The organism is Streptomyces sp. NBC_01190 (genome assembly GCF_045039895.1).
Taxonomy (GTDB): domain Bacteria; phylum Actinomycetota; class Actinomycetes; order Streptomycetales; family Streptomycetaceae; genus Actinacidiphila.
In genome coordinates, this window is sequence record NZ_CP108580.1 from 4025691 (window position 1) to 4038329 (window position 12639).

At 70.6% G+C, this 12639-nt stretch carries 8 protein-coding genes; 7 read left to right on the plus strand and 1 reads right to left on the minus strand.

Going from position 1 to position 12639, the window contains the following annotated elements:
• The first annotated feature begins 21 nt into the window (after positions 1 to 21).
• Together OG519_RS16760 and OG519_RS16765 are read left to right on the plus strand one after the other, a co-directional pair.
• Complete coding sequence (locus OG519_RS16760; RefSeq protein WP_405584123.1) at positions 22 to 1104, plus strand: inositol-3-phosphate synthase; 1083 nt, start codon at positions 22 to 24, stop codon at positions 1102 to 1104.
• Positions 1105 to 1196: 92 nt separating this feature from the next.
• The gene (locus OG519_RS16765) at positions 1197 to 2618 is read left to right on the plus strand and encodes an MFS transporter (protein WP_405584126.1); all 1422 of its coding nucleotides are present in this window, start codon (positions 1197 to 1199) and stop codon (positions 2616 to 2618) included.
• Here the strand turns inward: OG519_RS16765 and OG519_RS16770 are convergent.
• On the minus strand, positions 2581 to 4038 hold the full coding sequence (locus tag OG519_RS16770) for a CCA tRNA nucleotidyltransferase (RefSeq protein WP_405584129.1): 1458 nt from the start codon (positions 4036 to 4038) through the stop codon (positions 2581 to 2583). The two genes, OG519_RS16765 and OG519_RS16770, sit on opposite strands and share 38 nt — an antisense overlap.
• 175 nt (positions 4039 to 4213) lie before the next feature.
• Here OG519_RS16770 and OG519_RS16775 point away from each other — a divergent pair, with 175 nt between their 5' ends.
• The 5 genes from OG519_RS16775 (at position 4214) to OG519_RS16795 (ending at position 12616) form a co-directional block, all read left to right on the plus strand.
• Positions 4214 to 6550 carry a DUF6049 family protein gene (locus OG519_RS16775; RefSeq protein ID WP_405584131.1) on the plus strand — a complete coding sequence of 779 codons (2337 nt, stop codon included), beginning with the start codon at positions 4214 to 4216 and terminating at the stop codon, positions 6548 to 6550.
• Between the two features lie 26 nt (positions 6551 to 6576).
• Positions 6577 to 9090 (plus strand): murein biosynthesis integral membrane protein MurJ, encoded by a 2514-nt coding sequence (murJ, locus tag OG519_RS16780; protein WP_405584134.1) that lies wholly within the window; start codon positions 6577 to 6579, stop codon positions 9088 to 9090.
• 275 nt (positions 9091 to 9365) lie between these two features.
• Complete coding sequence (locus OG519_RS16785; protein WP_405592777.1) at positions 9366 to 11057, plus strand: protein kinase family protein; 1692 nt, start codon at positions 9366 to 9368, stop codon at positions 11055 to 11057.
• A gap of 36 nt (positions 11058 to 11093) precedes the next feature.
• Complete coding sequence (gene sigM / locus OG519_RS16790) at positions 11094 to 11762, plus strand: RNA polymerase sigma factor SigM (protein WP_405592779.1); 669 nt, start codon at positions 11094 to 11096, stop codon at positions 11760 to 11762.
• Positions 11759 to 12616, plus strand: a complete 858-nt coding sequence (locus tag OG519_RS16795; protein WP_405584136.1) for an anti-sigma factor family protein — start codon at positions 11759 to 11761, stop codon at positions 12614 to 12616. The genes sigM and OG519_RS16795 overlap by 4 nt, the downstream gene beginning before the upstream one ends.
• Positions 12617 to 12639: the final 23 nt, after the last annotated feature.

The following is a 12639-nucleotide window of genomic DNA, read 5'->3' on the forward strand; positions in this document are numbered from 1 at the left end:
ATTACACAGGGAGCAACCGGTATGGGTTCGGTTCGCGTAGCCATCGTTGGCGTAGGCAACTGCGCCTCGTCGCTGGTGCAGGGTGTCGAGTACTACAAGGACGCCGACCCGGACGGCAGGGTGCCTGGGCTCATGCACGTGCAGTTCGGTGAATATCACGTGCGGGACGTCGAGTTCGTGGCCGCCTTCGACGTCGACGCGAAGAAGGTCGGTCTCGACCTCGCGGACGCCATCGGTGCCAGTGAGAACAACACCATCAAGATCACCGACGTGCCGCAGACGGGTATCACCGTGCAGCGCGGTCACACCCTCGACGGCCTCGGCAAGTACTACCGCGAGACCATTGAGGAGTCCGCGGACGCCCCGGTCGACGTGGTCCAGATCCTCAAGGACCGCGAGGTGGACGTCCTCGTCTGCTATCTGCCGGTCGGCTCCGAGGCCGCGGCCAAGTTCTACGCGCAGTGCGCCATCGACGCCAAGGTCGCGTTCGTCAACGCCCTCCCGGTCTTCATCGCCGGCACCAAGGAGTGGGCGGACAAGTTCACCGAGGCCGGTGTGCCGATCGTCGGTGACGACATCAAGTCCCAGGTCGGCGCCACCATCACGCACCGCGTGCTGGCCAAGCTCTTCGAAGACCGCGGCGTCGTCCTCGAGCGCACCATGCAGCTCAACGTGGGCGGCAACATGGACTTCAAGAACATGCTGGAGCGCGAGCGCCTGGAGTCCAAGAAGATCTCCAAGACGCAGGCCGTCACCTCGCAGATCCCGGACCGCGACCTGGGTGCGAAGAACGTGCACATCGGCCCCTCGGACTACGTCCAGTGGCTCGACGACCGCAAGTGGGCGTACGTCCGCCTTGAGGGCCGTGCCTTCGGCGATGTCCCGCTGAACCTGGAGTACAAGCTGGAGGTCTGGGACTCCCCGAACTCCGCCGGCGTCATCATCGACGCGGTGCGCGCCGCGAAGATCGCCAAGGACCGCGGCATCGGCGGCCCGATCCTGTCGGCGTCCTCGTACTTCATGAAGTCCCCGCCGGTGCAGTACTACGACGACGAGGCCCGCGACAACGTGGAGAAGTTCATCCGCGGCGAGGTCGAGCGCTGATCGACCGGGTCCGCATGATTCGCTGATCCCAGCACAGGTGAAAGGCCCCGGGCGGTTGCCCGGGGCCTTCCTTGTCATGTGAGGCTGTGTCCATGTCCGTTGTGCGGGATCTCCGCGTACTGCTGAAGCTGCCCGACTTCCGGCGGCTGTTGGTGGTGCGACTGGTCTCCCAACTCTCCGACGGCGTCTTCCAGGTCGCGCTCGCCGCCTACGTGGTGTTCTCCCCGGAGAAGCAGGCCTCCCCGGCCGCGGTGGCCTCCGCGATGGCCGTACTGCTGCTGCCGTACTCGCTGCTCGGGCCGTTCACCGGGGTGCTGTTGGACCGCTGGCGGCGGCGCCAGGTGCTGCTCCACTGCAATCTGCTGCGGGCGGTGCTGTCCTGCGGCACCGCCGTGCTGATCCTGCTCCAGGTGCCGGACTGGCTCTTCTATCTCTCCGCGCTGTCGGTCACCGGCGTCAACCGCTTCGTCCTGGCCGGCCTCTCCGCCGCGCTGCCCCGGGTGGTGGCGGCCGACCGGCTGGTGACCGCCAACTCGCTGGTGCCGACCGCCGGGACCCTCGCCGCGAGCGTCGGCGGCGGCGCGGCCTTCGCGGTGCACCTCTTCCTTCCCGACGGCGCGGGCGCCGACGCGACCACCGTGCTGCTCGGCGCGGCGCTCTACCTGTGCGCCGGACTGTCCGCGCTCGCTCTCGGCCGCGACGCGCTGGGACCCGACCTCACCGGGAACGGACCCCGCCTCGGCGCCGCTCTGCTGTCCACCGCGAGGGGACTCGGTGAGGGACTGCGGCATCTGCGGCAGCGGCCGACGGTCCGCCAGGCTCTGACCGCGATGACCGCGATGCGTTTTTGCTACGGCGCTCTCACCGTGACGCTGCTGATGCTCTGCCGCTACACCTGGTCGGACCCGTCGGACAGCGACGCCGGGCTGCCGCTCCTGGGCCTGGCCGTCGCGCTTTCGGCGGCCGGCTTCTTCGCCGCCGCACTCGTCACCCCGTGGGCCACTCAGCGCTTCGGCACCACCAACTGGATCACCAGCTGCTGTGCGGCCTCCGCGGTGCTGCTGCCGCCGCTCGCGCTCACCCTCACCGCGGTCCCGATGATGGTGGCCGCCTTCGCGCTCGGCGTCACGACGCAGGGCGCCAAGATCGCCACCGACACCGTGGTGCAGACCGGGGTCGAGGACGGCTACCGGGGCCGGGTCTTCTCCCTGTACGACGTCGCCTTCAATGTCGCCTTCGTGGGGGCCGCCGCGGTCTCCGCGCTGATCCTCCCGTCGGACGGCCGTTCCCCGGTCATGATCATCGCCCTGTCCGTGATCTACGCCGTTGTGGCGGCCACCGCGGCCCGGCCCGATGTTCCACGTGGAACATCGGGATCCTCGCCGGAGGCTTCGGCGCGAGTCGGCACAGACGCCGACGATGTTCCACGTGGAACACGACCGGGTGTTCCACGTGGAACAACGCTTTCCGCCGGGCTCAGGCCTGGCTCGCCCACCACTCCCGGAGCGCCGTGACGGCGGCCTCCTCGCCCAGCGGACCGTTCTCCAGCCGCAGCTCCAGCAGGTGCTGATACGCCTTGCCGACCACCGGTCCCGGCGGGACATCCAGGATCCGCATGATCTGGTTGCCGTCCAGGTCCGGGCGGATGGCGTCCAGCTCCTCCCGCTCCTGGAGCTCGGCGATCCGGCCCTCCAGACCGTCGTACGTCCGGGACAGCGCCGCGGCCTTGCGCTGATTGCGCGTCGTGGAGTCGGAGCGGGTCAGCTTGTGCAGCCGTGCCAGCAGCGGCCCGGCGTCACGGACGTAGCGGCGGACGGCGGAGTCGGTCCACTCCCCGCTGCCGTACCCGTGGAACCGCAGGTGCAGCTCCACCAGCCGGGAGACGTCCTTGATCTGGTCGTTGGGGTACTTCAGCGCGGTCATCCGGGCCTTGGTCAGCTTGGCCCCCACCACCTCGTGGTGGTGGAAGGAGACCCGGCCGTCCGGTTCGAAGCGCCGGGTCTTCGGTTTGCCGATGTCGTGCAGCAGCGCCGCCAGCCGCAGGATCAGATCGGGGCCGTCCTCCTCCAGGTCGATGGCCTGCTCCAGGACCGTCAGCGAGTGCTCGTAGACGTCCTTGTGGCGGAAGTGCTCGTCACGCTCGAGCCGCAGCGCCGGCAGCTCGGGCAGCACCCGATCGGCGAGGCCGGTGTCCACCAGCAGCCGCAGCCCCTTGATGGGGTGGTCGGACAGGATCAGCTTGTTCAGCTCGTCCCTGACCCGCTCGGCCGAGACGATCCCGATCCGGTCGGCCATCGCCGTCATCGCGGCGACCACCTCGGGGGCGACCTCGAAGTCGAGCTGCGCGGCGAACCTGGCCGCCCGCAGCATCCGCAGCGGATCGTCGGAGAAGGACGCCTCGGGGGTGCCGGGGGTGCGCAGCGTCCGGGCCGCGAGATCGTCCAGACCGCCGTAGGGGTCGACGAAGTCGTTGCCGGGCAGCGCGACCGCCATCGCGTTCACCGTGAAGTCGCGGCGGACCAGGTCCTCCTCGAGGGTGTCGCCGTAGGACACCTCCGGCTTCCGCGAGGCGCGGTCGTAGGCCTCGGAGCGGTAGGTGGTCACCTCGACCTGGAAGCTTCTGGCCGCCTCACCGCCGGGGCCGGCGGGGGTCGCGGGGACGTCCTTGCGGGCGCCGACGGTGCCGAAGGCGATGCCGACCTCCCACACGGCATCCGCCCACGGCCGCAGGATCTTCAGCACCTGCTCGGGCCGGGCGTCGGTGGTGAAGTCGAGGTCATGACCGAGCCGCCCCAGCAGGGTGTCCCGGACCGACCCGCCCACCAGGGCGAGACGGAATCCGGCGGCACGGAAACGACGGCCGAGATCCTCGGCCACGGGCTCGACCCGGTGGTGGGACTGCTGGGTCTGAGCGGCATTGTTGGCATTCGGCACAACGTAAGAGGGTACGGGTCCCCGGCACCGCTCGGCGCCCGGGTTTTCCGGCCCCTCGCACGGTGTGCCGCATGCTGGATCCAGAGCACTTCGGCACAGCGCCGCTCGTTAACATGCCAGCACGCACTTCCGACGGACGAGCGACGATCGATGACGACGAGGGACAGGCGAACGCGTGGGCGAGGCGGCACAGGCACCGGGACGAGCCCCGTCGAGCCCGCGAAGGCGGCTGCTGCGGCTCTCCGCTCTCGTGACGGGCGCCGTCCTGCTGACAGGGCTGCTGCAAGCCACCCAGGCGACCCCCTCCCAGGCGCGGACGCCCACCGGCTCCCGTACGGCCACCGTGACCCTGAACGGCCTCACACCGCGCGTACCGACCCCGGACGAGTCGGTGACCGTCTCCGGCACGGTCACCAACAACAGCAAGGTGAAGATCACCGCCGCCCACATCGGCGTCCGGATCGGCAACAGCGGCACCCCGCTGGCCTCGCGCAGCGCGATGACGGACGTCACGTCCCGCGGCCTCTACAACAACGCGCTGGACGGTGACGAACTCGACGGGCACACCTCGCAGGTGGCCGACCTCGGCGCCGGGCGCACCGCCGCCTTCAGCCTCAAGGTGCCGGTGAGCGCCTTCGACCTCGGCCCCACCGGTGTCTACGCGCTGGCGGTCACCCTGGACGGCCAGACGTCGGTGGAGAACTGGTCGCACGTCCTCGGCATCGGCCGCACCTTCCTGCCCTTTTACGCGCAAGGGGAGAACGTCAAGTCGACCCAGATCGACTTCCTGTGGCCGCTGACCGACCGGCCGCACATCGCCGCCCGGGGCGACACCGACTCCCAGCAGAGCCCGATCTTCCTCGACGACGACCTGGCCAAGGAACTGGGGCCCGGCGGCCGGCTCCAGCAGATGGTCGACCTGGCGAAGAACCTCCCGGTCACCTGGGTGGTCGACCCCGACCTGCTCGCCTCGGTGGAGGCGATGACCAAGCCGTATCGCGTACTGGGCCCCGGTGGGGACACCACCCACACCACCCCCGGCACCGGTACCACCGCCGCCAAGGCGTGGCTCAACGCGCTGCGGACGGCGGTCTCCGGCGCCCAGGTGATCTCCCTCCCCTTCGGCGACACCGACATCGCCTCGCTCGCCCACCAGGGCAGGTCGGTCCCCGGCAGCGTCGACCACCTCAAGACCGCGGTCAGCCTGGGCAAGATCACCACCGACACGATCCTCACCGTCAACTCCGCCGCCAACGTCGCCTGGCCGGTGGACGGAGCGCTCGACCCGTCCATCGTCTCGGTGGCCAGGACCGGCGGCGCCAAGCGGATCATCGCCCGCAGCGACACCTTCGCCGACGGCCAGCTCGACTACACCCCGAGCGCGCCCCGGCCGATCGGCGGCGGCACCACCGCGGTGGTCGCCGACGCCCAGCTATCCGGCGCTTTCACCGGCAACATGCTGCCGCCAGCCAACGCCGAGGCCGCGATACGGAGCTTCGTCGCCCAGACCCTGCTGATCACCATGCAGACCCCGCAGCAGCAGCGGAACCTGCTGGTGGCCCCGCAGCGCGCGCCGTCGATCTCCCAGGCACGGACGATGGCCAAGGCCATCAGCGAGATCGACAAGAGCCCCTGGGGCGAGATGGTCTCCTTCGACACGATCGCCGCGTCGAAGCCCGATCCCCAGGCGGCCCACCAGGTGCCGCAGGCCCGCGCCTACCCGAAGTCGCTGAGCCGCCAGGAACTGCCCAAGGAGGCCTTCCTCCAGCTCCAGGTGACGCAGAACCACCTCAGCGAGTTCGAGGTCATCCTCACCCGCAAGGACAAGGTGACCGTGCCGTTCGGCAACGCCGTGCTGCGGGCGCTGTCCAGCGGGTGGCGGGGCAACCGGGTCCGGGCCGGTGACTTCCGCAACGCGATCGGGGACTACCTCAAGGACCTGATCAACGCGGTGCACATCCTGGACAAGACCACCCTCACCCTGTCCGGCCGCAGCGGCACCGTCCCGATCACCGTCAAGAACGACCTCGGCCAGCCCATCACCGGGCTGCAACTGCGGCTCACCTCGGGCACCACGATCAGGCTGAAGATCAAGAGCCAGCTCCAGCCGATCGACATCGACGGCGGGCACACCCGTACCCTTAAGTTCCAGACGTCGGCGAACGCCAACGGCAGGGTCGCCCTCACCGCTCACCTCTACACCAAGGACGGCGCTCTCTACGGGGAGCCCATCCAGTTCGAGGTCAAAATCACGAAGGTCACCGATCTCGTGATGCTGATCATCGGGGGCGGCCTCCTGCTGCTGGTGCTCGCGGGGGTCCGGATCTACCGTCAACGTAAGCGCCAGGCGGCCGACAGCGTCGGCGAGGGTGGTTCCGAGGACGACGGCGGCGACGACGGGGACGACGGCGAGGCGGACGATCCGGGGCCCGGGCACCCGGGTGACCCTGCCGCTGACACCGCCGCGCATAGTCCGGAGGCGTCCCCGGCGGATGAGAAGGTGGACGGATAGCCGGCGGACAATAAGGTGGGGCACTGATGAACGCGCCGTATGACGGTGATCGCGACTCTGCGGGCCAGATGCCTCCCCAGCCCGAGCAGCGTCCCTCGCCACCTGACCCGTATCAGCAGAACACCTATGCCTACGAGCCCTACCAGCAGCAGGGGCCGACCGCGCAGGACCCGGTGGACGAGGCACCCTACGACCGGGCCGCCCATCCGCCGCCTCCGCCCGCCCAGGACGGCGACAGGCACTGGCAGCGGTCCGGCTACCAGGAGACGCCGTACGGGGACGGTACGGCGAACCAGTACGCGGGGATGAACGACGCCGGCGGCCGGCCGGGTCCCGAGCAGCAGCCGTACGACCCCTACGCCCACCTCTTCCGCGACCAGGCGGCGGGCAGCGCCGCGGCGCCGCCGCCGGAGCCGTCCCGGCAGGAAGACCCCCGGCAGGACTACGGCCGGCAGGATCACCAGGGCCACCAGCAGCCTCAGCAGGGCGACTACCCCCAGCAGGGCTACCCCGCGCAGCAGCCGTACGACTATCAGCACTATTCCCAGTACCAGCAGTATCCGCAGGTGCCCGCCGACAACACCGGTACCGGTTACTCGGGCCCGACCTACGGCGAGGCCCCTTACCAGACCGGCCAGTTCGCCGTTTACGTCGAACCGCAGTACGGCGACGACTCCCCGTACGGGGGCCAGCAGGGGTACGGCCAGCAACAGGGCCGGCACGGGCAGCAGGGCCAACAGGGCCAACAGGGATACGCCGACCCGCGGTACGGCTACCCGTACCAGCAGCCCCAGGCGCAGCCGGTCCCGGCCGGACCGGCGGCGGCCGGCCTCGACAGCCTCGGCGAGGCGCCGGTGGACGCGACCGCCACCGTGCCGGTCGCCGCCCCCGCGACGAGCGGCGGCCGCGGCGGCAGCGTCCTGAAGTCCAGCGCGCTGATGGCCGCCGGCACCCTGGTCTCCCGGGTCACCGGCTTCGTCAGGACCCTGGTGATCGCCGCCGCGATCGGCGTCGCCACCCTCGGCGACTCCTACGCGGTCGCCAACACCCTGCCGACGATGATCTACATCCTCACCATCGGCGGCGGCCTCAACTCCGTCTTCGTGCCGCAGTTGGTCCGGGCGATGAAGGACGACGACGACGGCGGCCAGGCGTACGCCAACCGGCTGCTCACCGTCGTCATGGTGCTGCTCGGCGGCATCGTCGCGGTCACCGTGCTCGGCGCCCCGGTGCTCATCCGGCTGATGTCGGCGAAGATCGCCGACAACCCGGACACCTACGACGTGGCGATCGCCTTCGCCCGGTACTGCCTGCCGACCATCTTCTTCATGGGCGTCCATGTGGTGATGGGCCAGGTGCTCAACGCCCGCGGCCGCTTCGGCGCCATGATGTGGACCCCGGTCCTCAACAACATCGTGGTGATCTTCACCTTCCTGATGTTCATCTGGGTCTACGGGTCCTACAGCACCACCCGGATGGACGCCACGACCATCACGCCCGAGGGCGCCCGGCTGCTGGGTATCGGCACCCTGCTCGGCCTGGTCGTGCAGTCGCTGGCGATGCTCCCCTATCTGCGGGACGCGGGCTTCAAATTCCGGCCGCGCTTCGACTGGCGCGGCCACGGCCTGGGCAAGGCCGCCAAGCTCGCCAAGTGGACCTTCTTCTTCGTGCTGGCCAACCAGGCCGGTCTGATCGCGGTCACCCAGTTGGCCACCTGGGCCGGTTCCAACGCCGACAAGGACGGTTACCAGGGCACCGGCATCACCGCCTACAACAACGCGCTGCTGATCTGGCAGATGCCGCAGGCCATCATCACCGTCTCGGTGATGGCGGCGGTGCTGCCGAGGATCTCCCGGGCCGCCGCCGACGGCGACATCACCGCGGTCCGCGACGACATCTCCTACGGTCTGCGCACCTCGGCGGTGGCGATGGTGCCGGCCGGCTTCGCCTTCCTCGCCCTCGGCGTGCCGATGTGCGGCCTGCTCTACGCCAGCACCGGCGCCGAGTCGGCGCAGAACATCGGCTTCATCCTGATGGCCTTCGGCGTCGGTCTGATCCCCTTCTCGGTGCAGTACGTGATCCTGCGCGGCTTCTACGCCTTCGAGGACACCCGCACCCCCTTCTACAACACGGTGATCGTGGCCGCCGTCAACGCGGCGGCCTCCGGTATCTGCTTCCTGGTGCTGCCCGCCCGATGGGCCGTGGTGGGCATGGGCTTCGCCTACGGCCTGTCCTACGCGGTCGGCGTCGGAGTGGCCGCCAAGCGGCTGCGGGCGCGGCTGCGCGGCGATCTGGACGGCCGGCGGGTGATCCGCACCTACGCGCGGCTGGTCGGCGCCTGTATCCCGGCCGCGGCGATCGCGGGCATCGCCGTTTACGTCATCATGGGTGCGCTGGGCAGCGGCGCGGTCGGCTCACTGGCTTCCCTGGTGGTCGGCGGCGTTCTGCTGCTCGGCCTGTTCGTGGTCGCGGCCAAGCGGATGAGGATCGAGGAGATGACCGCCATGATCGGTATGGTGCGCGGCCGCCTCGGTCGCTGATCCGGGCAGCGCGTCACTTGTGGTGCGCTGCCGCGCAACCTTCACCGCCCACCGCGTGTCGTGCATAGCGGCGGAGTGTGGGCACAATTGTCTTCGGCTGGACGTGAGATCGCGCAATGGATGGGGAGGCAGGAACGACGGTGGCGGATCGGAGCACGGCCGCCGTCGGAGTGGCCAATGAGGGCGGCGAGACGCTGCCCGCCGCGGAACTCAGCGGCGCCACATCCGGCGGTACGACGACGGACGACCAGACCGGAAGCACACCTGACGGCGCCATGGCCGACGACGCACCCAAGGAGCACCGGGCCCCCACCACCGTACCCGCCGACGCCGTACCCGCCGGCGATCAGACCGCCCCCGGCCCGGTCGTCGTCGACCGGGACACCACCAAACTCAGCACGGTCAAGGCGTCGGACAAGGCCACCGACGCGCCGGCGAAGAAGAAGCCGGTCCCCCGCGCCGCGCCACCGGAGCTGCACAGCGGCCACAAGCTGGCCCGCCGCTACCAGTTGGCGGAGTGCGTCACCCGGGTCGACGGCTTCAGCAGTTGGCGCGCGGTCGACGAGAAACTGCGCCGGGCGGTCGGCATCCACCTGCTCCCCGCCGACCACCAGCAGGCCCGCAACGTGCTGGCGGCGGCCCGTTCCGCCGCCCTGCTCGGCGACCCCCGCTTCGTCCAGGTCCTCGACGCCGTCGAGGAGGACGACCTGGTGTACGTCATCCACGAGTGGCTGCCCGACGCGACCTCGCTGGCCGATCTGCTGGCCGCCGGGCCGCTGGAACCGCACGAGGCGTACCAGATGGCCAGCCAGGTCTCCCAGGGCATGGCGGCCGCGCACCGCGAGGGCCTCGCGCATCTCCGGCTCGACCCGGGCGCGGTGCTGCGCACTGTCTCCGGTCAGTACCGCATCCGGGGCCTCGCCGTCGCGGCGGCGCTGCGCGGTCTCAGCTCCGAGCAGCCGCAGCGCCAGGACACCGAGGCGATCGGCGCCCTGCTCTACGCCTCGCTCACCCAGCGGTGGCCCTACGAGGAGGACGCGCACGGTCTGGCCGGGCTGCCCAAGGGGGTCGGCCTGGTCGCCCCCGACCAGGTCAGGGCCGGTGTCCACCGGGGCCTGTCCGAGGTGGCGATGCGCGCCCTGGTGAACGACGGGGCGACCGCCTCCCGCGAGGAGTCGCCGTGCACCACCCCGGAGGAGCTGGCCAAGGCCGTCGCGGGGGTGCCCAGGATCAGACCGCCGGAGCACGCCGCACCGGTCTACCGGCCGACCGCCTTCCAGCAGCCGCCGCCACCACCCGGCGCCCCTACCCGGGCACCGCTGGCCGCGCCCGCGCCGCCACCGCCGCTCTCCGGACGTACCGGCAAGGCGCTCAAGGGCGCGGTGGCAGGACTGCTGACCGTGGCCATCGGTCTCGGCAGCTGGCAGCTCGCGGACGCCCTCCAGTCCCGGGACAACCGGTCGGCCCGCACCCCGTCCACCGGGCAGCAGTCGGGCCAGGCCACCACCCCGCCGCCGGTGGGGCCGGTCAAGATCGTCGGCGCCGAGGATTTCGACCCCCTGGGTGATCACACCGAGAGCCATCAGACGATAGACAACGTCTACGACCACGACCCGAGCACTTTCTGGCAGACCCAGATGTACTTGGGCCGACCCGACTTCGGCGGTCTGAAGTCCGGCGTCGGGGTCATCCTGGACCTGGGCAGCGCCCACAACGTCAGCGGGGTGAAGGTCGACTTCATAGGAGGGGACACCTCCGTCGAGCTGATGGCCGCCGAGCGGAACGGCGGGACGATGCCCACCGAGCTCGACGACTTCACCAAGGTGGCCTCGACCGACGGCACCGAGGTCACGCTGAAGCCCACATCCAAGGTGAACTCCCGCTATCTGCTGGTCTGGCTGACCAAGCTGCCGCCGTCCGACGGCGCGTACCGGGGAAAGATCGCCGAGATCAGCGTCACCGGCTGAGACCGGCAGAGGGCGGACGGGGGGAGTCTGGCCGTGGTGGGAAAGCCCTTCGGTGACACCGACGACGCCGGGCTGCTCGCCCGCCATGTGGCGGGGGAGCCGGATGCCTTCGGGGAGCTCGTCCGGCGTCACCGCGACCGGCTCTGGGCGGTGGCGCTGCGCACCCTCGGGGACCGGGAGGAGGCGGCCGACGCCCTCCAGGACGCCCTTGTGTCGGCCTTCCGCGGGGCGGCCGGCTTCCGCGGCCAGTCCGCCGTCACCACCTGGCTGCACCGCATCGTGGTGAACGCCTGTCTCGACCGGGCCCGGCGGGCCGCCTCCCGGCGCACCGACTCGGTCGCCGACGGGGAGAACTTCGAGTCTCTGCTGGAACCGCATGAATCCGCCGAGGCGCCGGCCGAGCGCGGCGAACTCCACCGGGAGCTGCTGGCCGCCCTCGCCACCCTGCCCGCCGATCAGCGCGCCGCTCTGGTGCTGGTCGACATGCAGGGCTATCCGGTCGCGGAGGCCGCCCAGGTGCTGGCGGTGCCGGTCGGCACCGTGAAGAGCAGATGCGCGCGAGGCCGCGCCCGGTTGCTGCCGCTCCTCACCCATCTACGCGCCGACGGCAGGGATAGCGCCTTCGACGAGAGGGGAAGGAACCGGACGGACAGGACATCCGTCCCAGAGACGGGAACGGAACAGGGCGGAGGTGGCCACCGATGACGACAACGACAGGTGCGGGCACGGACCCGCATCCGGAGGTCACCGAGATCTCCGATCTGACGGAGGGGCTGCTTCCCCCCGATCGGGCTGTCGAGGTCAGGGAGCACATCGCCAGGTGTGCGCTGTGCGCGGATGTGCTCGCGTCCCTGGAGGAGATCCGCGGTCTGCTGGGCACCCTGCCCGGACCCCAGCGGATCCCCGCCGACATCGCGGGGCGGATCGACGCCGCGCTCGCCGCCGAGGCACACCTCGACACCGTTCTTCCCGGCCCCCGTGTTCCACGTGGAACATCGTCGGTGACCCGTGTTCCACGTGAAACATCGCCCGTCGTGCAGCTCGGTGACCGTGACCGCCGCAGGCACCCCTGGAAGGTGGGGCTGATCGCCGCCGCCTCGGTGGCCGGGGCGGTGCTCATCGGCGGGGTGCTGCACGCGGCCGGGTCCGCGGGCGGTGGCTCGGCCGGCAGCGATGCCGCCGCCAGTGCCAAGAAGGACACCGGGTCCGTCTCCCGCCAGGATCCGGTGGCGGACCAGGTGCGGCTCCTGCTGGCCGGGGCCGCTCCCAGCGGCGGCGCCACCAGGGGAGCCGACTCCCCGATGTTCAACGCCCCCGGGAAGGCAGGCGGCCAGCCACCCCAAGGTTCCCCCGGGGTGCCCCCCTGTGTGCTGGGCGCCACCCAGCGCTCGCAGCCACCGCTCGCCAGCGAGCGTGAGCTCTTCGAGGGCACCGATGCCTACCTCCTGGTGCTGCCGCATCCCGGCGATCCCTCGACGGTGGACGCTTATGTCGTCAACGCCTCCTGCCCGGCCGGCCGCCCCGGAACGGTCCTCTTCCGGAGCAGCTATTCACGGTGACGTGGCGGCGTGCGGGGCTTGGG